Source organism: Salegentibacter sp. BDJ18 (assembly GCF_017579965.1).
In the GTDB taxonomy this organism is placed as follows: domain Bacteria; phylum Bacteroidota; class Bacteroidia; order Flavobacteriales; family Flavobacteriaceae; genus Salegentibacter.
The window spans coordinates 61,931-83,629 of sequence record NZ_JAFLQX010000010.1; the positions used below are offsets into that span (position 1 = coordinate 61,931).

16 protein-coding genes are annotated in these 21,699 nt (G+C 36.8%); 8 read left to right on the forward strand and 8 right to left on the reverse strand.

Annotated elements, in window-relative coordinates:
• Position 1: 1 nt before the first annotated feature.
• From J0871_RS06810 to J0871_RS06825, 4 genes are all read right to left on the reverse strand, one after another.
• A complete protein-coding gene (locus J0871_RS06810) occupies positions 2–1,156 on the reverse strand; it encodes an endo-1,4-beta-xylanase (protein ID WP_208224397.1) in 1,155 nt (384 codons plus the stop codon).
• 113 nt (positions 1,157–1,269) lie between these two features.
• On the reverse strand, positions 1,270–2,439 hold the full coding sequence (gene uxuA, locus J0871_RS06815) for a mannonate dehydratase (RefSeq protein WP_346014334.1): 1,170 nt from the start codon (positions 2,437–2,439) through the stop codon (positions 1,270–1,272).
• A gap of 1 nt (position 2,440) precedes the next feature.
• On the reverse strand, positions 2,441–3,184 hold the full coding sequence (locus J0871_RS06820; protein WP_208224399.1) for an SDR family oxidoreductase: 744 nt from the start codon (positions 3,182–3,184) through the stop codon (positions 2,441–2,443).
• Between the two features lie 17 nt (positions 3,185–3,201).
• Positions 3,202–5,346: an alpha-glucuronidase family glycosyl hydrolase gene (locus J0871_RS06825; protein ID WP_208224401.1), complete on the reverse strand. Its 2,145-nt coding sequence runs from the start codon at positions 5,344–5,346 to the stop codon at positions 3,202–3,204.
• A 169-nt stretch (positions 5,347–5,515) separates the two neighbouring features.
• Between J0871_RS06825 and J0871_RS06830 the strand changes: the two genes are divergently transcribed.
• The 7 genes from J0871_RS06830 to J0871_RS06860 all read left to right on the forward strand — a co-directional run bounded on the left by J0871_RS06830 (position 5,516) and on the right by J0871_RS06860 (position 13,662).
• Entirely contained in the window at positions 5,516–7,717 is a 2,202-nt protein-coding gene (locus tag J0871_RS06830) for a glycoside hydrolase family 3 C-terminal domain-containing protein (protein ID WP_208224403.1), read from the forward strand.
• Positions 7,718–7,738: 21 nt separating this feature from the next.
• Positions 7,739–9,154 carry a glucuronate isomerase gene (uxaC, locus tag J0871_RS06835; RefSeq protein WP_208224405.1) on the forward strand — a complete coding sequence of 472 codons (1,416 nt, stop codon included), beginning with the start codon at positions 7,739–7,741 and terminating at the stop codon, positions 9,152–9,154.
• A 3-nt stretch (positions 9,155–9,157) separates the two neighbouring features.
• Entirely contained in the window at positions 9,158–10,156 is a 999-nt protein-coding gene (locus J0871_RS06840) for a sugar kinase (protein WP_208224407.1), read from the forward strand.
• Between the two features lie 101 nt (positions 10,157–10,257).
• Positions 10,258–10,929, forward strand: a complete 672-nt coding sequence (locus J0871_RS06845) for a bifunctional 4-hydroxy-2-oxoglutarate aldolase/2-dehydro-3-deoxy-phosphogluconate aldolase (RefSeq protein ID WP_208224409.1) — start codon at positions 10,258–10,260, stop codon at positions 10,927–10,929.
• The gene (locus tag J0871_RS06850; protein ID WP_208224411.1) at positions 10,926–11,906 is read left to right on the forward strand and encodes a TRAP transporter substrate-binding protein; all 981 of its coding nucleotides are present in this window, start codon (positions 10,926–10,928) and stop codon (positions 11,904–11,906) included. The genes J0871_RS06845 and J0871_RS06850 overlap by 4 nt, the downstream gene beginning before the upstream one ends.
• Complete coding sequence (locus J0871_RS06855; RefSeq protein ID WP_208224413.1) at positions 11,899–12,375, forward strand: TRAP transporter small permease; 477 nt, start codon at positions 11,899–11,901, stop codon at positions 12,373–12,375. The genes J0871_RS06850 and J0871_RS06855 overlap by 8 nt, the downstream gene beginning before the upstream one ends.
• Positions 12,376–13,662 (forward strand): TRAP transporter large permease, encoded by a 1,287-nt coding sequence (locus tag J0871_RS06860; RefSeq protein ID WP_208224415.1) that lies wholly within the window; start codon positions 12,376–12,378, stop codon positions 13,660–13,662.
• A gap of 11 nt (positions 13,663–13,673) precedes the next feature.
• Here the strand turns inward: J0871_RS06860 and J0871_RS06865 are convergent, their stop codons facing one another.
• The gene (locus J0871_RS06865; protein ID WP_208224417.1) at positions 13,674–14,744 is read right to left on the reverse strand and encodes a LacI family DNA-binding transcriptional regulator; all 1,071 of its coding nucleotides are present in this window, start codon (positions 14,742–14,744) and stop codon (positions 13,674–13,676) included.
• A gap of 118 nt (positions 14,745–14,862) precedes the next feature.
• Between J0871_RS06865 and J0871_RS06870 the strand changes: the two genes are divergently transcribed.
• Positions 14,863–16,521, forward strand: coding sequence for a glycoside hydrolase family 43 protein (locus tag J0871_RS06870; RefSeq protein ID WP_208224418.1), 1,659 nt, complete (start codon positions 14,863–14,865; stop codon positions 16,519–16,521).
• A 154-nt stretch (positions 16,522–16,675) separates the two neighbouring features.
• On the opposite strand, the gene J0871_RS06875 is transcribed toward J0871_RS06870, so the two are convergent.
• From J0871_RS06875 to J0871_RS06885, 3 genes are all read right to left on the reverse strand, one after another.
• Entirely contained in the window at positions 16,676–17,779 is a 1,104-nt protein-coding gene (locus J0871_RS06875; protein ID WP_208224419.1) for a glycoside hydrolase family 43 protein, read from the reverse strand.
• Between the two features lie 438 nt (positions 17,780–18,217).
• On the reverse strand, positions 18,218–18,883 hold the full coding sequence (locus J0871_RS06880; RefSeq protein WP_208224421.1) for a response regulator: 666 nt from the start codon (positions 18,881–18,883) through the stop codon (positions 18,218–18,220).
• Between the two features lie 8 nt (positions 18,884–18,891).
• Positions 18,892–20,814 (reverse strand): tetratricopeptide repeat-containing sensor histidine kinase, encoded by a 1,923-nt coding sequence (locus tag J0871_RS06885; protein ID WP_208224423.1) that lies wholly within the window; start codon positions 20,812–20,814, stop codon positions 18,892–18,894.
• Positions 20,815–21,699: the final 885 nt, after the last annotated feature.

Consider the following 21,699-nt stretch of genomic DNA (forward strand, 5'->3'; position numbering starts at 1 on the left):
TTTAAGGAGTTTTGGTTTCGGGTTGGGATTCAAATTCAACCACTTTTTCGTACGCTTTTTTACGTTCAAAATTTTCATCGAATAAGAGCGGATAATTCTTTCGTCCCGCAACAGGGTAGGTGTCTAACCAAGAATATCTGTCTGAAATATTCCAGAAAGTCACCCCGGTAATTACGTCTTTATAATCCCTAAAAACCCTAAAAAACATATCGTAGGCTTCAATTTGTTTTTGTTCCAGTTCGGGAGTAAATTCATCGGATTCACCTTCTTTAAGTTCGCGGCGTTCCTTTTCCCAGGGATAAAGTGAAACATCAAGTTCGGTAATTTGAATTTCAAGGCCTAATGCTGAATACAAATCCAGGGCTTCTCTTAATTCTTCTTCTGAAGGGCCGTGAATAGACCAGTGAGCCTGAATTCCCACACCATCAATTGGAGCATTATTTTCCTGGAGATATTTTAATAATTCAATAATGCGGTCTCTTTTTTCAGGAATAATCGCATTGTAATCATTATAAAATAGCTTCACATTTGGATCTGCTTCGCGAGCATATTCAAAAGCTTTTACCAGGAAATCTTTTCCAGCAATTTTAAGCCATTCTGATTCTCGATATACTTTCGTAGAATCATCGGCTACGGCTTCGTTTACCACATCCCAGGCATAAATAATATCTGAATAGCGAGACACAACCGAATCTATATGATTTTTCATGCGTTTTAATAGCTCTTCTTTACTTACTTTGCCGCCATTTTCATTTTCAAAGATCCAGCCGCCGGTTTGTTGGTGCCAAACCAGGGCGTGTCCTCTCATTTTTAAATTGTTTTCTTTTGCAAATTCGGCGAGTAGATCGGCGTCTTCCCAATAGAATTTATCTTTTTCGGGATGAATAGGTCCCATTTTCATCACATTTTCCGGCGTGATACTGTTGTATTCCTTTTTGATCAATTCAGCCGATTTTCCTTTGACAGAATTTGGCGCAACCGCCACACCCATTGGGAAATAATCTTCATAATAATCTTTTAGTCCTATTTCTGAAGAATCTTCTGTTTGCGCCTTAACTTCTTTTTCTTCAGAATCGGTATTGGATTTGCAAGCGGTAAACGCAGCAGCAATTGCCAGAATAAAAACCGATTTTTTAAATATTTTTAGTGAATTCATAGTTTTTAATGTATATAAACGTTTTTGTAAATTCTGCCAGGTTTAAAAACCTGGCAGGATGGATATATTCTCCGAAAATTCAGTTTTATAGAAATATGGGAGCTTCATAGTAATTATTTAAATGATTCCTGTAATCCTAATTCGAGTCCGCGCAATTCAGCAAGCCCTTTTAATCTTCCTATAAAAGAATAGCCGGCATAATAGTTTTTATTAGCTTCTAAAGTATGCAGGTAGCCGTGATCTGGCCGCATTGGGATACTTTGATTCTTTTTTTGCATGGTTTTTAATATGCGTTTTACCACGTCTAACATGGGGACATCGCCATCCAGGTGGTTAGATTCCATAAATACTCCGGTTACTTTCTTTTTTACATTTCTTAGGTGTAAAAAATGAATTCTTTCTTCAAATTCATCGTAAATCTCAAGAAGATCGTGTGCAGGATTTGCACCTAAAGAGCCGGTGCAATAACAGAGTCCGTTGGATTTGCTTTTTACATTTTCAAAGATAAATTTCAGGTCTTCGTGGTTGCTCACTACACGTGGCAAGCCCAATACCGAAAACGGCGGATCGTCTGGATGAATAGCGAGGTTTACATTGCTTTCTTCAGCTGTTGGGGTAACTTCAGATAAAAAATTAATGAGGTTTTCCCGTAATTTTTCATCGTTAATATGCGAATATGACTGCAGGAGGTCCTTAATAATTTCGGCTGTAAAATTTTCGGTACTTCCCGGTAATCCTAAAAGAATACTTTTAAAAAGTTCTTCTTTTTCTTCGGAAGAAAGATTATCACCTACTTTTTTGGCTGCAGTAATCTGCTCTTCGGTATAATCTTTTTCTGCATTTTTTCTTTTTAGTAAAAACAAGTCAAAATAGGTAAATTTTAAAGGGTCGAATTTTAAAACTGAAGCGCCTTCTTCATTTTCATGAAAATGATCTGTGCGAACCCAATCCAGAATTGGCATAAAATTATAAGCGACAACGCGAATACCGCATTTGCCGATATTTTGAAGGCTTACTTTATAATTTTCTATGTATTCTTTATAGTTTCCCGATGCTTTTTTTATGTCTTCATGCACCGGCAGGCTTTCAATTACGCTCCATTCCAGGCCGTGGCTTTCTATGAGATTTTTTCTTTCCAGAATAGCTTCTTCGGTCCAAATTTCCCCTACGGGAATTTCGTGTAAAGCGGTAACTATTCCAGTTATCCCGGCTTGTTTTAAATCTTTTAGCGATAGTACGTCGTTTGGGCCGTACCATCGCATTGTTTGTTGCATTGCAATCATCCTAAAACCCTATTGAATTTCCACCGTCTACCGGTAAAATTGTTCCTGTAACAAATGATGATTCATTAGTAGCAAAATAGTAAACAGCATCAGCGATATCTGAAGGTTGCCCTAATTTACCCATTGGCGTTCTGGATAAAACCTTATTTTTTCTTTCAGGATCGTTGTTCAAAGCTTTTCGAGACATATTGGTTTCAATAAAACCGGGGGCCACCGCATTTACACGAATCCCAAATTGCGCTAAATCTACAGCCATTGCACGCGTCATCCCGTCTACAGCGGTTTTACTTGCGGAATAAGCAATAACTTTAGGAATACCATATTGCGCAGCCATCGAGCTAATATTGATGATACTACCCGAATTCTGTTTCTTCATTATTTTCGCCACTTCCCGACTAATTGCGAAAAGTCCCAAAACATTGGTATGTAAAATATTCTGAAATTCTTCGTTGGTTACTTCCAGGAATTCTTTTTTCATATTAATCCCGGCATTATTTACCAGGATATCAATACTTTCGGCTTCCTGCCCAATCTTTTCTATCGCTGCGGGAATTTGATCTAAATTATTAAGGTCCAGAATAAAGGGTATGGCGTTTTCGCCTAATTCTTTACAGGCCTCTTCGGTCTTTTCTTTATTTCTTCCGTTTACGTAAGTTTTAATTCCTTTTTCACAGAATTTTTTGGCTGTAGCAAAACCTAGTCCGGCGTTTGCTCCCGTTACGATTGCTGTTAATTGTTTAGTCATTTTTATAAATTTTTGAGTTACCAGGAAGGATTTATACCTGGTGCATATGGACGTTCTATTGATTTATAATATTCTAAATTATGTTCTGGTTCAGGTACTCCGGCAGGCAATTCCATTTCAGAGAATTGCTGGAAATAGCTAAGGCAGGCATCTCGCCACCATTTTGCTTCTTTTAACTGAATTTCCAGTAACATGGAGGTTTTTTTAAATTCTGCCTTATTTACATATTGTTCCATTTTTTTCCAGGTAGACTGCATTTCTTCCACCTGTTCTACACCTTTTTGATAATGTAGAGCCATATTATTCCAAAGCGTTTTACCATTATCCATTTTATAATCCCAGGGAAGATGGTGAAACCACAGTAAGTATTTTTCAGGCGTGGTTTTAGGATTACTATATTTTTCTTCAATAGGTTTAGCGTATTGAGCAAGTGCATTACTGCCAGAACTGGTTCTATCAAACCCTATCCCATTTTTATCAGCTTTATGATAATATACGGGGTTCCATTCTGGCCGGCCAAGATCGTCTACCCAGGGCCCCGGACCGTAATGGTGACTGGTGGCCATAATATGGTGTAGTCCCAAAGGTGTCATGTAATTTACTACCGCTTCGCGAGATTCTATTAAGAGATCGGTCATAGGTTTTATAAAGTCTTCTTCATTAGAAAAATTTATTTTTAACCATTCTTCTGCGATATCTTTAGAATCCATATAAGGATCCCAGGCCAATCTCCCAAAGCCATACCAGTTTGCCTGCCCAAAGGGGTGTCCTGTCCAGTTCTTTTCAGTACCAATATTGGCAACCCCAGCTATTCCGGTTAATTTTTTATTTGAATTTGTGCCGTCAATTACTTTGGCTACCGTAGAGTTTTCACCATCGGCATAAGTGTCTTCGTCTAAAACTTCCTCAAACAGTTTTGGAAGAAAAACCAGGTGAGAGCTGAAGCCTAAATATTCCTGAGTTATTTGAAATTCCATCATTAAAGGAGTATCTGGCATTGCCCCAAACATTGGGTGGAATGGTTCTCTAGGTTGAAAATCTATAGCACCATTTTTAACCTGTACCAAAACATTATCTGCAAATTTTCCATCATAAGGAATAAACTGGTCGTAAGCTTGTTTTGCGCGATCGTCAGGATCTTCTTCAGAATAAACAAAGGCTCGCCACATTATGATTCCGTTATGGGGAGCAACCGCTTCGGCCAACATATTGGCGCCGTCTACGTGGGTTCTATTATACTGAAAAGGTCCTGGTTGGCCTTCCGAATCAGCTTTAACTAGAAAACCTCCAAAATCGGGGATTTCAGCATATATTTCATCAGCAATGTTTTTCCACCACTGCTTCACATCTTCATTTAAAGGATCGGCAGTATCAAGATCGCCTAATTCAATTGGGGCAGAAAATCTTGCCGTTAGGTAAACCTGGATTCCGTAAGGTCGAAAAACTTTGGCCAGGGCTTTTACTTTTTCAATATAATGAGGGGTTAGAATTAGCGCGTTAGAATTTACATTGGTCAAGACCGTACCGTTAATTCCTATTGCAGCATTAGCTCGGGCGTAATCTTTATATTCGGGTTTTATAAGTTCGGGTAAAAGATGCCAATCCCAAATTGAAAAACCGGCGTACCCACGTTCTACCGTGCGGTCTAAATTATCCCAGTGATTTAAAACACGCTTCTGGATTTCCGGTTTTTCTTCAATTTTTAAATCTGAAATATCATTTTTTTGCTGCATTTCGCGAAGCAAGCCGTAAGTTCCATAAAGAAGCGCTATCTCAGAATTTCCACTTACTACAATAGTCTTTCCATTATTAAGAGAAGTGATTTTATAACCTTCTTCTCCCAGGTTTTCAGTATTGACAATGTTTCTTATTGCCGTTGGCAGTTTACTTTGTATTCCAATAATTAATTTTGAATCATTACTGAGTTTTGAATTTTCAAAAGCAAAACCTTCTCGAGCTAGTTGTAACTCTTCCTTTATAGCCTGAATTGTAGAAGAATTACCAATTAATTCCACATTATTTAGAAAAGGTGCATATTTTTTTTCAACATCAGGATCCTGTATTTCTGTATAATCTAACCAGAGTTCATAACCTTTCTGGGCTTGAATATTGACTGCTAAAAGGCATAAAAAGCCCAGGGAAATAAATTTCTTTAAATTCATTATAATTTTATCAAACGATTGTGAGCTGAAAATTAGACAAAAAAAGCTTGCCGACAAAATTTTGTATGCAATCGGTTGTGTTTATTATAAATTTATGTTTAATTTGTTAAGACATTTTTAAGAAAAAATCGTTTATTTAATGATTTATAAACTTTAAACTCATAAAATTATGAATTATAAAGTATTGGGCGCCTTTGTATTGGTTTTTGTTTTCGGAAATCTGGGGTCAATTAATGCCCAGGAGAAAGGCAGGGAATATGGTTTCAGGGACGAGTCATTAAGTATAGATGAAAGAGTTGCTGATTTAATCAATCGATTGACTTTAGAAGAAAAGGCGATGCAAATGATGCACGATAGCCCGGCCATAGAAAGATTAAGTATCCCTGAATATAATTGGTGGAATGAAGCATTGCACGGAATTGGTCGTTCTGGTGTCGCTACGGTTTTTCCGCAGGCTATTGGGATGGGTGCTACTTTTGATGAAGATTTAATTTTTAAAGTTTCTTCAGCAATTTCAGATGAGGCCCGGGGCAATCATAATACCGCCGTAGAAAATGGGTATAGAAGACAATACAGCGGACTAACATTTTGGACACCGAACATTAATATTTTTCGTGATCCGCGGTGGGGAAGAGGACAGGAAACTTACGGGGAAGATCCTTTTCTTACTGCAAAATTAGGAGTTGCGTTTGTAAAAGGCCTGCAGGGAGATGATGATAAATATCTTAAAACCGCAGCGGCCGCAAAACATTATGCGGTGCATAGCGGTCCAGAGAAATTAAGACACGAATTTAATGCAGTAGCCTCACAAAAAGATTTATGGGAAACTTACCTACCAGCTTTTGAAGCTCTTGTAAATGCTGAGGTAGAGACTATTATGTGCGCTTATAATGCTACTAACGGTGAACCTTGTTGTGCAAATGAATATTTACTTACCGATGTGCTACGGGATAAGTGGGGTTTTAAAGGCCATGTGGTAAGCGATTGCTGGGCATTGGAAGATTTTTATGGAGGTCACAATGTTGTGGAAACTCCTGAAGAAGCTGCGGCTCTTGGAATAAAAAGCGGGGTTAACCTTAACTGTGGTAGCGTTTATCCTTCTTTGGTAGAAGCGGTAAATCAAGGCTTGGTAACCGAAGAAGAAATAGACAAGCAACTTGCCGTTTTGATGAAAACCAAGTTTAAACTTGGTCTTTTTGATTCCCCTACAAATAATCCTTATTCTAAACTTTCTGCAAAAGATATTAATACAAGTGAACACAGAGCATTGGCCAGGGAGACTGCCCAAAAGTCTATCGTGATGCTTAAAAATAACAATGTACTTCCTTTGAAAAATGACCTGGCGAAATATTTTATTACCGGGCCAAATGCTACGAGTGTTGAAATTTTGCTTGGTAACTATCACGGTGTAAATCCCGATTTGGTTACAATTATTGAAGGAATAGCAGGAGCAATAAAACCTCAAAGTCAGTTACAATACCGCCAGGGGACTTTGTTAGATCGTCCAAATGCCAACCCGCAGGATTGGGCTTCGCCGAATGCTGCAAATAGCGATGCTACTATTGCGGTGTTAGGAATTTCGGGAGTATTAGAAGGTGAAGAAGGGGAGTCTATAGCTTCAGAAACTTTTGGAGATAGGTTGGATTATAATCTTCCTAAAAACCAGCTGGATTATTTACGAAAATTAAATGAAGCCGCCGGCGATAACCCGGTAATTGCTGTAATTACGGGTGGAAGCCCAATAAACCTGGAAGAAGTACACGAACTGGCAGACGCTGTATTAATGGTTTGGTATCCCGGCCAGGAAGGTGGTAACGCCGTGGCAGATATTATATTTGGAGAGGTTTCTCCATCCGGCAGATTGCCAATTACTTTTCCAAAATCTTTAGACGATTTACCTCCTTACGAAGATTATACGATGAAAGGAAGAACCTATAAATATATGGATGCGGAGCCAATGTATCCTTTTGGTTATGGGTTGAGCTATTCAGATTTTGAATTTTCTGCAATAAAATTATCCAAAGAAAAAATTCGAAAAGGGCAAAACCTGGAAGCGAGTTTAGAAATTTCTAATGTGGGAAATCGTGAAGCCGAAGAAGTGGTGCAATTGTATGTTTCAGATATAGAAACTTCTGTAGATGCGCCTAAATATCAACTTTACGGAATTAAAAGAGTAAATTTAAAAGCAGGAAGTTCCAAAGAAATAAGATTTGAAATCACCCCCGAAATGATGGAACTCGTAAACAATGATGGGGAAAGTATAATAGAAAAAGGAGAATTTAAAATTTATATAGGAAGTTCCAGCCCTTCTGCCAGGAGCCTGGAATTAGGTGCAGCCCAGTTTAAAGAAGCCGTATTTACGCTAAGATAACAACCGAAAAGAGTGAATTAAATGACGAATTTTATTGAAGAAGATTTTCTTCTGGAAAATAGCTTTGCTAAAGAGCTTTACGAGCGCTATGCTAAAGATATGCCTATTATAGATTATCACTGCCATTTGCCAGTTGAAGACATAGCTGAAGACAGGCAATTTAAAAACCTTACAGAAATCTGGATTGCTGGAGATCATTATAAATGGCGTGCTATGCGGGCGCTTGGTATTGAAGAAAAATATATTACGGGAAATAGTAGCGATGAGGAGAAATTTCAGAAATGGGCAGAAACCATTCCTTATACCATGCGAAATCCGCTTTATCATTGGACGCATTTAGAATTGCAACGCTATTTTGGTATTACCGATTTATTGACTGAGAAAAATGCCAAAAAGATCTACAATCAATGTAATTCTTTGCTTGCTACCCAGGCTTATTCTACCAGGAATTTGCTAAAGAAAATGAATGTAAAAGTGGTTTGCACCACAGATGATCCTGCCGATGATTTAAAACACCATAAAAAGATAGCGGAAGACGGTTTTGAAGTAAAAGTGCTTCCCACTTTTAGACCAGATGGTTTATTGAATATTGAAAGCCATGATTTTGCAGCCTATTTAAAAAGAATAGGAAATCAAACTAAAGTAGATATTAAAGATTTTGATTCCCTTATTAAAGCAGTAGCAAGTAGAATAGATTATTTTCATCAACACGGGTGTAGGCTTTCAGACCACGGCTTAGAAAGAATGCTGGCTGAAGATTTTTCTAAAAGCGAAATAGATAATTTACTCAAGAAAAAATTAGCAGGAGAAAGCCTTACTGCGAAAGAGTCTGAGAAATATCAATCCGCTTTATTATTGAAATTAGGTAGCTTGTATGCTGAAAAGAACTGGACCATGCAATTACACCTGGGCCCGGTGCGGGATACCAATTCCAAATTACTCAACCAAATTGGTAAAGATGCAGGCGTAGATAGTATTGGAGATTTAAACCAGGCTAAGCCGCTGGCAAAATTTTTAGATATATTAAATAAAAATGAAAATTTGCCTAAAACCATTCTTTATAACGTGAATCCTTCAGATAATGAAGTGATGGCCACGATGGCCGGGAATTTTATGAGTGATTCTCGTAAAGGAAAAATTCAGCATGGCTCTGCCTGGTGGTTTTTAGATCAAAAAGATGGAATGGAAAAACAGTTGAATTCATTATCAAATATGGGTTTAATCAGTTGTTTTGTCGGAATGTTAACTGATAGTAGAAGTTTCTTATCTGTACCAAGGCACGAATATTTTAGACGCGTTTTATGTAATTTATTCGGAAAGGATATTGAAAACAAAGAACTTCCTGAAGATATAGAATGGATAGGTAAAATAATTCAGGATATATGTTATTACAATGCAGAATCTTATTTTGAATTTCCTGAAATGAACAAAAAGTAATTTATGAAAAAGCTGGTGAGCCTGGGAGAATTATTGATGCGCCTGTCTTGCGAAGATGCGCTAAGGTTTTCGCAAATAAATAATTTTAAAGTTGTGTACGGCGGGAGTGAGGCAAATGTGCTTATAACTGCAGCAAACTTTGGTTTAAAAACCGAGTTTTTAAGTGTTTTACCCGAAAACGATTTAGGGAAATCAGCCATAAATGATTTACGAAATAATAATGTAGGTTTAAATCACATAAAATTTGAGGGGCAGCGATTAGGATTATACTTTTTGGAAACCGGCGCTATCAATCGTCCCGGGAAAATAATTTATGACCGGGAAAATTCAGCTTTTTCACAAATAGAACCCGAATGGTTTAATTGGGATGAGATTTTTAAAGATTGCAACTGGTTCCATTGGTCAGGTATTACTCCGGCAATTTCGGCAAAAGCTGCAAAAGTTTGTTTGCATGCAGTTGAGGTGGCTAAAAGTAAGGGGATTAAAATTTCTGGAGATCTTAATTTCCGCGGAAATCTTTGGCAATACGAAAGAGCAAATCCTGAAGAAACGATGACGAAACTAGTGGGACAAACCGATGTTTTACTTGCGGGTGCTTATGCCTGTAACCAGTTTTTCAATATAAGAGATATTCAGAATAATCACGAACTTTCTAAAGCGCTATCTAAAAAGTTTCCTTCATTACAGAAAATCGCGATCACAAATCGTGAAGAATTAAATGCCTCTCATCACAAATGGTCGGCAAATATGTTTACAGGAGCAGTGCTATTATCATCTACAGAATATAATATTTATCCAATAGTAGATCGTGTGGGGGCGGGAGATAGTTTTATGGGAGCACTTATTTATGGGCTTCAGCATTTTGAAGATCAAAAAACACTGGATTTTGCCACGGCGGCTTCCTGTTTAAAACATTCTATTGTGGGAGATTTTAATAGAGTAAGCAAAGAAGAAGTATTAGAATTAATTGAGGGAGATGGTTCAGGACGAATTAAAAGATAAATTATGAAACCAGCATGATGCTGGAGGCAATAATGCAGCAGATATTGCAATTCTTATAAACAAGTGACAAGTTTACCCTTTGGGACATAAATTTTAAAAATATGAAAAAAATATCCAGACCGGAAATTGCGATAAAAATGAGAGAATTGGGGCTAGTGCCTTTATTCTATCACCAGGACCAGGAATTAGTTAAGCAAGTGCTTACAGCAGTATATCAAGGAGGAGCACGGTTTTTTGAATTTACTCACAGGGGAGAATTTGCTCACGAAGTCTTTGCAAATCTCGTAAAATTTTCAAGAAAAGAATGTCCCGAAATGATACTTGGTGTAGGTTCTGTAGTAGATGCCAGTACAGCCAGTCTATATATGAATTTAGGTGCAGAATTCGTAGTAAGCCCGGTAATTAGAGAAGATGTTGCTAAAGTTTGTAACCGTAGAAAAGTGTTATACCTACCCGGTTGCGGTACTCTTACCGAAATTAGCCAGGCTGAAGAATTGGGTTGCGAAATAGTAAAATTGTTTCCGGCGGCTGTTTTAGGGCCCGGTTTTGTAAAGGCTATAAAAGGCCCGCAACCCTGGACTTCAATTATGCCAAGTGGCGGAGTTAGTCTTGAAGAAGAAAATATAACAGCATGGTTTAACGCTGGAGTTACTTGCGTTGGAATGGGGTCAGCACTTATTCCAAAGAATATGGTTGAAAATTCTGATTTTGAATCTATAAAAAACAATGTGGCTAAAGTGCTAAAAATAATTACTGAAATAAGATCTACATGAGATCAGTTTTCAAACTTTTTATTGTCTTAATTCTCTTTGCTTCCTGTAGCCAGAAAGAGGAGGTGAATTCTTTAAAACTTTCCCACGGCTTGAGTCTGGATCATCCTGTTCACCAGGCTTTAGCCTTTTTTGCTCAGCGTGTTGAAGAAAAATCTAATGGGGAATTAATAATAGAGGTTTATCCCGGCGGGCAGTTAGGTTCAGAAAGGCAGAGTTTGGAACTTTTGCAACTGGGTGGTTTGGCGATGACCAAAGTGTCATCTGCCGTGATGGAAAATTTTTCCCCTAAACTTCGCGTTTTTGGTTATCCTTATATTTTTAAAGACCGCGAGCATCGTTATAAGCTTTATGATAGCGAGCTTGGAAATGAACTTCTTTTAGACGGCGAGAAATATTGGTTAAGGGGCTTAACCTATTTTGATGCGGGCAGCCGTTCATTTTATACAAAAGACACTCCTATTGAAACTCCGGCAGATTTAAAAGGTTTGAAAATAAGAGTAATGCAAAGTCCTACGGCAATTAATCTTGTAAAAACCCTTGGAGGTTCCCCAACACCGGTTTCCTGGGGAGAACTTTATACTTCACTACAGCAAGGAGTAGTAGAAGGAGCAGAAAATAATTTGCCCAGCTTTTACACGTCAAGACATTACGAAATTTGTAAAAATTTTTCATTAGATGAGCATTCGGCTGTCCCCGATATTTTGGTGATAAGTACGCAGATTTATAACAAGCTTTCTTCTGAAGAAAAGAGATGGATCCAGGAAGCTGCTCAGGACGCTTCAGTAAAACAAAGGGAATTATGGGAGATTGCCGAAATAGAGGCATTGACGGCAATTAAGAAAGAAGGGGTGAAAGTCACTTACCCTGATAAAGAATTATTCAAAGAAAAAAGTAGCCATATAATTAAAGATTTAGAAAAAACAGAACCTGAATTATACAAAACCATTCAAGAAATTAAAAGCTTAGGAAATGAGTAGAAAACTTAACTGGTTTTTAGAATGGTTGGTTGTTTGCCTGGTAACAGTAATGTTGTTTAGCGTGTTATGGGGTGTTTGTAGTCGTTACCTCTTGGCAGATCAAAGCTCGTGGACAGATGAGTTGGCGCGTTTTATGCTAATTTGGGTTAGCCTTTTTGGGGCCGTTTATATTTCGGGTAGAAATACGCATATCACTATAGATTTACTTCCAAAATCGTTTAGTATCAGGACAAAATTAAAACTCGATCTCCTGGTGCAATTAATAATTATGCTTTTTACCACTGCAATTTTTGTAATTGGCGGTGGTAGGTATGTGTATGTTTCCTTTAAGCTCGAACAAACTTCTGCAGCTTTAGGTTTGCCTATGGGATTTGTATACCTGGTTTTACCTATTTCAGGCTTGATGATTATTTATTTTAAATGGATGCAAATGCGGCAAACCTTGCAGGAATTAAAAGCAAATCGGTAAATGGAAATATTTGTTTTAATTTTTAGCTTTATAGTTTTGGTGGGAATTCGCGTTCCCATTGCCTGGAGTATTGGGATAGCTTCGGTACTAACCTTGTTATTTAGTGTAGATACTATTCCTGCTTTTACCACTATTTCTCAAAGAGTGGCTACCGGTTTAGATAGTTTTTCTCTACTCGCTATTCCCTTTTTTATCCTTGCCGGCCACATTATGAATAGTGGTGGAATAGCCAAAAGGTTAATTGAATTTGCAAAATCTCTAGTTGGAGCTTTACCCGGTGGTTTGGCGCACGTAAATATTGTAGCTGCGATGATGTTTGGTGCAATTGCAGGTTCTGCCGGTGCTGCTGCTGCCGCTATTGGTAGTTTTATGTCTGAAAGGATGGAAAAAGAAGGTTATACCAAAGAATATGGTGTTGCTGTAAATGTAACTTCGGCCACCACGGGACTTTTAATTCCGCCAAGTAATATTTTTATAATTTATTCTCTTGCCAGTGGTGGAGTGAGTATAGGGGCGTTATTTTTAGCCGGTTATCTTCCCGGAATTCTTACCGGTTTAATTTTAATGGCCATTGCTTTAGTTTGGGCTAAAAAGAAAGGTTTCCCTACAGGAAAAAGAAGTTCGTTTAAACATATTGTGCGGTCTTTTTTTGATGCTCTTCCAAGTCTGCTTTTATTGATAATTATTATTGGAGGAATTGTTGGCGGAATTTTTACTGCTACTGAAGCTTCCTCTGTGGCTGTTGTCTATTGCCTGATACTGGCTTTTCTTTATAAAGAATTGAATTTCTCTAAACTTAAAACCGTACTGGTAGAATCAGTAGGGACCATTTCTTTGGTAATGTTACTTATTGCCATGTCTATTGCAATGTCCTGGGTAATGTCTTACGAAAATATTCCGCAGGAAGTAACTTCAGCTTTATTAGGCTTTAGTGATAATCCGTTTGTAGTGATTATTTTAATAAACCTGATATTATTATTTGTGGGAATCTTTATGGATATGACGCCGGCGGTATTGATTTTCACCCCAATATTTCTTCCGGTTGCAGTAGCTATGGGAATAGATCCGGTACATTTTGGAGTAATAATGATCCTGAACTTATGTATAGGGCTTTGTACGCCGCCAGTAGGTTCGGTTTTATTTATAGGGGTAGGAGTGGCAAATACTACTATTCAAAAAGTGGTAAAACCTTTACTGCCACTTTTTGTGGGAATGTTGATTTCCTTAATATTGGTGATAATTTTCCCGTTTTTAAGTCTTTGGCTTCCTGAATTATTCGGATTCTAATTAAAATCCCATTACTTTCTTTTACTGGAATTTCTTATAATAATTTCGGTATCTAACATTGTAATTTCTGAAACAGCAGCGTCAAGTTTACGCGTGGAGTGTTCTAAAATTCTTTTTGTAGATATTTCTCCCATTTTTTGGGCGGGATGCGAAACGGTAGACAGGGTAGGTTCTACGATTCTGGAAATAGGATCATCGTTAAAGCCAATAATAGCGAGTTCCTCAGGAATTTTAACTCCTTTTTCTTTAGCATATAAAATTGCACTTACTGCTGCAGTATCAATAGCAGAAAAAATACCGTCTGGAGGATTATCAAGTTTTAATAACTTTTCGGTTGCCTTCTTTCCTTCTTCAAAACTAAGGGTTTTCATATCCATTATGAGTTCTTCGTCAACCTGAAGTCCAGAGTCTATAAGAGCATCCACGTATCCTTTCTTTCTTAAGTTATATACATTTACGTGTTGAGCTCCAGCGAAATGTGCAATTCTTTTACATCCCTGTTCTATTAAGTGTTTTGTAGCCCGGTATCCAGCAGCGTGATTATCAATAATAACACGGTATGAATTGAAATTCTCAGGCACCCGGTCTACAAATACTATAGGTATATTTTGTTTCACATATTGATCAAAATGGCTGGTGTCTCTAGTTTCCATTCCTAAAGAAACAATTAAACCTCCAACTCTAGCGTCGTATAAAGCCTTTACATTATCAACTTCATTTTTGTATTTATCATCAGATTGTGTGATGATCACATTATAGCCTGCTTTTCTGGCGGTTTTTTCAATTCCTGTAATCAAAGAAGCTTGAAATGGATGATTTATCTTAGGAATCGTTATCCCGATGGTTCTGGAAGTGTTATTTCTTAAACTGGCAGCTAAGGCATTAGGGCGGTAATTAAATTCTTCTGCAGTTTTTTGAATTTTTTTTATGGTTTTCTTTCCAATACTTTTATGATTGTTCAAAGCTCTTGAAATGGTGGAAGGAGAATAGTTTAGCTCTTTTGCTAAATCATAAATTGTAACTTCTTTCTTTTTCATCAAATAGACACTAAAATAAGGTTGTGCAACAATATTACGAAACATTTTTTTATGGTTGCATAAAAATTATGGATTTCCAGTCGAATTCCTATTTTTAATCATACTTAATTCTTTTAATATAAAAATAAACATATATTTGAGCTAACAATCGATTGCGTTTATTATGAGGAAATTATTATTTAGTTTATTGTTATTATTCATCGTATTCGGCAGGGGTGCTGCACAGGAAATTTTTTTAAACCCTATTCTGGCCGGGTGGTATCCTGACCCCGCTATAACTGATGATGGAGAGGGAAACTTTTATATGGTACACTCTACGTTTGCCTTTTACCCCGGCATCCCTGTTTTTCATAGTACTGATTTAGTTAATTGGGAACAGGTGGGAAATGTGATTCACAGGCCAGAGCAGGTAGATCTACATGGTTTTGGGACTTCCCGGGCAGTTTTTGCACCCGATATTAGTTACGATAAGGGTACTTACTATTTAACCTGTACCATTGTTGATGGAAAAGGTAATTTTGTAATGACTGCAGAAGATCCTGCCGGCCCGTGGTCCGATCCGGTTTGGCTTCCGGAAGTTAGTGGAATAGATCCCGGATTATTCTTTGACGATAACGGTAAATCTTACCTGGTTTACAACAGTGAACCGCCAAATAACCAGGCTAAATACGAAGGACACCGAACCATTAGAATGATTGAATTTGATAAAGAAAATCTAAAAACAATTGGTGAGAACCGAATTTTGGTAGATGGCGGGGTAGATATTTCTACTGAACCCGTTTGGGCTGAAGGACCCAGAATTTATAAACTAAACGGCTATTATTATTTAATGACAGCCGAAGGTGGGACCGCCGTGAACCATTCTGAAATGATTTACCGAAACACCAATATTAATGATGAGTTTATTCCCTTTGAAGAAAATCCGATCTTAACCCAGCGTCATTTAGATCTCAATCGGGAAAACCCTATTACTTCTGCGGGCCATGCCGATATTGTACAACATCCAAATGGTGATTGGTACGGAGTTTTCCTTGCTGTGAGACCATATGAAGGCGATTTATATAATACGGGAAGGGAAACTTTCTTAACTCCAGTAAAATGGGAAAACGACTGGCCTATTTTCGATTTAGGGGGCGAAGAGATTAAATATTCTTATCCACTGCCACAGGGAGTTGAACTAAAAAATGATTTAATTCCGTTAAACGGTAACTTTTCTTTTAAAGAAAAATTTGATAAAAAGGAGTTGCCGCTAAACTGGATGATGCTTAGAAACCCAAAAACTAATTGGTATGATCTAAAAAATGGAGCTGAAGGAATTATCCTTAAAACCCGTCCTGAAACTGTAGAAGGAGAGGCTAATCCTAGTTTTCTTGGTCATAGGCAGCAACATATAATTGGTGAAGTTTCTATTTCAGTTGAATTTGACGCAAAGGCTGAAAATGAGAAAGCTGGTTTGCTCGCTTTTCAAAAGGAAACCCATTATTATTACGCAGCCCTTTCTAAAGAGAATGAACAACCTGTTGTGCAATTATATAAGTCTGATGAATTAATAAAAAGCATTTCTTTAGACAATACAGTATCTGAAGTTGAATTTAAACTGAAGTTTGAAGAAGATGAATATACCTTCTACTACAAAACCGAAGGTGAATGGCAGCAATTAGGAGAAACGCAGGATGGGAAATTTCTTAGTACCCAGGTAGCCGGCGGATTTGTAGGTGTTAACTTAGGGCTATACACCACTTCTAATGGAAAATCAAGTGATAATGAAGCCTTATTTGATTGGTTTCATTATTCTGGCAATGATGAAGTTTATAGGGACTAATAGTTATAGTTTTAAAGATAAATTTAAACCGATGCATCCAGACATCGGTTTTTTTAGTTAGATTATTTCAGAAAAATATGCTTCGTTAAAATATGAAATAAAAAAAGCTGCTGATAGTTAACTATCAGCAGCTTTTCAATAATAACAGCTTTCTTTAGTCTAATTCAGTATAAGACTGCATTGTTTTTATTTTACCATTTTCATCATGTTCAATTTCCATCATTTTCATACTTCTTAAGTAGGTTTTCCCGTCTGAAAGTGAACTATCGTGGTAGAATAAATACCATTTTCCTTCGTACTCAACTATAGAGTGGTGGTTGGTCCAGCCTACAACCGGTTCTAAAATTACTCCCTGATAAGTGAAAGGACCATAAGGGCTATCGCCAATGGCGTACGCAATATTGTGGGTGTCTCCGGTAGAGTAAGAGAAATAATATTTGCCATTATATTGGTGAACCCAGGCTGCTTCAAAGAATCTACGGTCGTTATCACCTGTGGTAATAGGCTCCCCGTTTTCATCTAATATTTCAACATCTTTTGGTTCTTCAGCAAAACTCAATAGATCATCGCTCATTTTTGCGATTTTAGGGCTAAGTGCTGGTTTATCATCAGCAGGATATTCGTCTTCTTCAACAAATTCTCCGGTTTGCCAACGTTGTAACTGGCCACCCCAAATTCCGCCAAAATACATATAATATTCACCATCGGTATCTTTATAAACCGCGGGATCTATACTATAGCTACCTTCAATTGGTTTTTCTTCCGGGGTAAAAGGGCCCTCTGGCTTGTCAGATGTGGCTACTCCAATTCTAAAAATATCGTCTTTATCTTTTGCAGGGAAGAAAAGGTAGTATTTGCCATCTTTTTCTGCCGCATCAGGTGCCCACATTTGGCGTTTTGCCCAGGCTACGTCTTCTACGTTAAGAACTTCACCATGATCGGTTACTTCGCCATCTGGGTCTTCCATAGAATACACGTGATAATCTTTCATGTTAAAATGATTTCCGTCGTCCATTTCAGGTTCTCCCGAATCCCAATCATGTGAAGGATAAATAAATATTTTATCTTCAAATACGTGAGCTGAAGGGTCTGCAGTAAAATGGTCGGTAATTAAAGGCTCTGAGTGATATTTAATAGTATCTTGTTGTGCTATAGAATCTTCAGATGCCTCATCTTTTTCCTCCTGTTTGTTGTTATCCTTACAACCAAAGGCGATAAGCGCCGGTAATAAAATTGGAAGGCTTTGTTTTAATTTCATTTTAAAATTGGTTTTAATGTTTCGGGTAAAAATATAAAAAAATCAATCGTATTCGTAAGTTAATTTAGATAATATCCCCTGTAAAATAGTTTTTTAAGCAAAATTTGAGCTTTCAAAATAGGTTTTTTAGAACAAACGGTTGCGTAATTAATTTAAAGTACTCTCAATTCTTAATGTAGACTTATTTTTTCATCATTGCTGCTAAGTTGCTTATCAAAATTTGGGATAATAATGAAGAGTATATTTAAACTGCTACAAGTTTGCTATTAAACTGATTAGCCAGTAGTTTATAAGTTTAGTAGGGGTGTGATTGAACCATCTGGTAGCAATGTGTACCGGATGGTTTTTTTATTTGAAATAAGCTTGTGTAGTGGGGAATCTTATAGAATACGGAGTATTTTAAATTATCCTATGCTTTTTATAAAGAGAGAATGCTTTTTAAATCAATTTAAGATCTTTCATTATCCCAATGAGATGAGGATTGGTGTTTGCTTTAAATTCTTCGCGTAGCTCTTTTAAACGCTTTTCTATAGCGCTTCTACTGCTGGGTTTAATATTTTTTTTCTTCAACTCTCTTTCAATTTCATCCTGAGTGTAACCGTTGGAAAGATACTTCACAATACTTATCTCAAATTCGTTAAGGCTAAGCAGGTTTTTCTGTTTTAGAGCTTTTTCAATAGAAGGAGAATTGTATTTTTTATTTTTGCTTACAGCTTTAATCGCTTCCTTCAGATCTTTAAGTCCGTTACGGTCTTTACAAACATACGCATCAATATTACCGGAATTCCATAAGTCACGAACGGTTTGCGGATGATCTTCAATAGAGTTTACAATAACCTTTAATTTGGGGTCTTCGTTTTTTAAGATTGAAATAAGTTCCTGGCCCGAAGTTATTTTTTCATCTCTGTAATCCTGTTTAAAAGAGAGGTCGCAAATTAGTAAATCAAAGTGATTGTTGTCCTTAATAGCTCTTTTTGCCTTTAACCACGCCTGGTCACAATATTGCACATGAACAACTTCTGTAATTCCCAGATCTTTTAAAACAAGGGAAACAGCCTGGTTAATACTATCCATATCTTCTGCAACAAGGACCTTTTTAAACATAAGAAAATCTATAGCGGAATACAGATTATAATTTTTAATCCTTTTCCTTTTTCAGTTTCAAAATTAAGTTTTCCATTTATGGAAAAAATACGGTTTTCCACATTTTGCAAACCATTTCCGGTTTTAATGGCTTGCATAGAACTCCCTTTCCCATTATCTGAATAATCTATTTTTAGCTTTTTTTCTTCTTCATTAAAAATCAAAGCAACCAGACTGGCGTTGCTGTGTTTCTTCATGTTCACCATTATTTCCTGTAAAACCCTGTAGATTATAAGTTTTTTTTCGGCCTTAATTTTATTCCAGATAATATTCTTTTCTCCGCTTATAATTAGCCGTGTATTTTCAGGACAAATGCTGGAGAGCGATGCAATTAGATGGTTTAGATATCCGGCATCGGTGGTGATATTGCTATTCTCCCTGGAGATATTTCTTGTGCGGTTGTAGATTTGCTCCAGTTTATCCATCGTCTCATTCGGAGCTATGGTCTCCATGCTACTCATTACATTATAGACATCGTTCGCAAGTTCGTCGTGAATTACTTTTGAGATTCGGGTTTCAGTATTATAAATTTCTCTTATTTTTTCTTTTTTGTGCTTTTGCCTATTATAATAAATGATAAAAATAGCTATCCCAATTACTAGAATGGCAAAAAAGAGCAGCATGTAATTTCTTAGTTTTATTTCCTGGTTTTCCACTGCCTGCAATGCTGCAGAAGCTTCTAAACCTGATATTTGCTGCTGTTTCCGTTCTTCGTCAAACTTAATTTTGGCAAAAGTATTTTTTGCCTGTAAATTTAATTTGTTCAAACTATCATTTAACCGAATATATTCCGAAACGTAATTTGTTTCATCGCCTTTACCAGAATTTAAGCTAATAAGCCTTTTTAGTGCATCTATTTGTGCTTGAAGCTTATTGTTTTTCTTACCGGTTTCTAACCATTTTTTAGCATAATCTATAGCTTTTGTTTTATCTCGATTCTCATAAAACTGCGCTAAATTCTCATAGCTTGCTGTGATGCCTGTATTATCATTTTGTTCTTTACGCCACCGTAGCGCCTGTAATAACTCTGATGAAATATTCTTTTCTGAATCCTGTAACCATTTATTAAAAGCGAAGTTATCAAGGTAGCGCGCTCTAGACTTATAGTCGTGTTCTGAAACTTTTGAAAGAATCTTTTCAAAAATAAAATCTGCTTTTTCGTATTCTTCCTGATCCTCATAAACCAGTGCGATATTATTTTGGTATGTGAGACTATCTTCCAGGTTTGTGGCATAGTGAAGTGCATTTTGATATTCTTTTAAAGCATCTATATAAAAACCCTGGTTGCGATACGCAATAGCAATTATATTATAAGCACTACTGAGATATTGGGCATCTTTTTCTTTGTTAAGATAGCGTAAAGCTTCTGTAGCCGATTCCTGGCTGCCAGTATAATCTTGCATTCGACTTTGAGCAATGGCCATTTCGAGAGTTCTGCGTGCAACTTTAATACTATCTCCTATTTGAAGATATCTTTTTCGGGATTCAAACGCGTTTTTAAAAACTCCTTCCTGATTTTCCAAATACCGATTAATAACCGCTTTTCGGTAAAAAGACAGGGCATTCCAGTTTGTGTCTTTTTGAAAATTTGCAATACGCTCAAGGCTATCGGCAAAAAAGAGGGCGCTGTCATATTCTTTTAATCGGTTGTGATAATAAATTTTATAGTCCAGCAATAAAGGCAATAAAGTATCAGATTTTTGTTGAACTTTTTGAAGCCCTGCATTCAAAAAAAATATTTTTTGAGGAATAGAATCGGTGGCTTGTACTTTTTCAAGGAAATAAGAAACTGAATCTGCCGGTGGTTTATTCTCCTGGGTATCCACCTCTTTATTTTGGCAACCTAAGAGTAAAATAGCCAGACTTAAAAATAAGCAGTAATAATGCTTCATAGGCTCAAAATTATGAAAAGCTTACGGTCCAGGGCTGAAATCAAATATTTAATTTTTAAAAATATAAGTAATCCGGAAATTCCGAATTTGAACAGATAGAAAAATTGGAATTTTCACAAAAATAAACAGAGAATTTTTTTATTTGTTTAATAGAAAGAAGAAATTGTATATTTGCCAGCCCTCTTTTAAACCCTCCGGTTATTTTTAAAAGAGGTAAGCATTAGTAAATGAATTAAGTGTTTGCTTATAAAAATAAATTTGGGTTTTAAAATCCAGTACTAAAGTGGATAATTGAACTTTAGTATTAAAATTAAGTTGTGTTGTTTGCCTTGTTAATTCAGGGCGTGTAGTTAGCCAGTAATATCCTATGTTGTGTGGATTTGGCTAACCAATGAGAAGCTTTTTTCCGTGTATTCGGAAAGAGGCTTTTTTATTTTTAAGGAATTTGAGAATTTTAAGGAACAACTGAAATTAAAATTAAAAAAGGCCGAAAACACTATGTGTATCGGGCTTTTAAGGTGGTGCCTCCAGCCCCGACGCTTCGGGGGAACCAGGGGCTATTTTTTCTCAAGAATATCTTTTAATATCCCGGGATTGTCAACTATTTTTCTAATGAATTTCTTGCTCTTCATTCGTTTAATAAATTTTTCCAGGAAAATTGCATCTTCTTTACTAAGAGTTTCAGTTTGTAGCACTAGTTCCCAGTCGTCTGTTTTTCCGGTAAATGCTTTCTTGTAATGTTTGGAATGATGCTTTTGTGGATCATTCTCAAAAGTTGTGTGTGAATTGAAATATTAGTTTGATTTTTGTTTTCTAAACAGGAAGCATTGGATCCATACATAGACCTACTCAAGATATTATTACCAGAACTATTAATCACCCATT

Excerpts from the sequence above, each read along its gene's own strand:
- J0871_RS06810 (WP_208224397.1), bottom strand. The coding sequence starts at position 1,156 with ATGAATTCACTAAAAATATTTAAAAAATCGGTTTTTATTCTGGCAATT.
- uxuA (WP_346014334.1), bottom strand. The coding sequence starts at position 2,439 with ATGATTGCAATGCAACAAACAATGCGATGGTACGGCCCAAACGACGTA.
- J0871_RS06820 (WP_208224399.1), bottom strand. The coding sequence starts at position 3,184 with ATGACTAAACAATTAACAGCAATCGTAACGGGAGCAAACGCCGGACTA.
- J0871_RS06825 (WP_208224401.1), bottom strand. The coding sequence starts at position 5,346 with ATGAATTTAAAGAAATTTATTTCCCTGGGCTTTTTATGCCTTTTAGCA.
- J0871_RS06830 (WP_208224403.1), top strand. The coding sequence starts at position 5,516 with ATGAATTATAAAGTATTGGGCGCCTTTGTATTGGTTTTTGTTTTCGGA.
- uxaC (WP_208224405.1), top strand. The coding sequence starts at position 7,739 with ATGACGAATTTTATTGAAGAAGATTTTCTTCTGGAAAATAGCTTTGCT.
- J0871_RS06840 (WP_208224407.1), top strand. The coding sequence starts at position 9,158 with ATGAAAAAGCTGGTGAGCCTGGGAGAATTATTGATGCGCCTGTCTTGC.
- J0871_RS06845 (WP_208224409.1), top strand. The coding sequence starts at position 10,258 with ATGAAAAAAATATCCAGACCGGAAATTGCGATAAAAATGAGAGAATTG.
- J0871_RS06850 (WP_208224411.1), top strand. The coding sequence starts at position 10,926 with ATGAGATCAGTTTTCAAACTTTTTATTGTCTTAATTCTCTTTGCTTCC.
- J0871_RS06855 (WP_208224413.1), top strand. The coding sequence starts at position 11,899 with ATGAGTAGAAAACTTAACTGGTTTTTAGAATGGTTGGTTGTTTGCCTG.
- J0871_RS06860 (WP_208224415.1), top strand. The coding sequence starts at position 12,376 with ATGGAAATATTTGTTTTAATTTTTAGCTTTATAGTTTTGGTGGGAATT.
- J0871_RS06865 (WP_208224417.1), bottom strand. The coding sequence starts at position 14,744 with ATGTTTCGTAATATTGTTGCACAACCTTATTTTAGTGTCTATTTGATG.
- J0871_RS06870 (WP_208224418.1), top strand. The coding sequence starts at position 14,863 with ATGAGGAAATTATTATTTAGTTTATTGTTATTATTCATCGTATTCGGC.
- J0871_RS06875 (WP_208224419.1), bottom strand. The coding sequence starts at position 17,779 with ATGAAATTAAAACAAAGCCTTCCAATTTTATTACCGGCGCTTATCGCC.
- J0871_RS06880 (WP_208224421.1), bottom strand. The coding sequence starts at position 18,883 with ATGTTTAAAAAGGTCCTTGTTGCAGAAGATATGGATAGTATTAACCAG.
- J0871_RS06885 (WP_208224423.1), bottom strand. The coding sequence starts at position 20,814 with ATGAAGCATTATTACTGCTTATTTTTAAGTCTGGCTATTTTACTCTTA.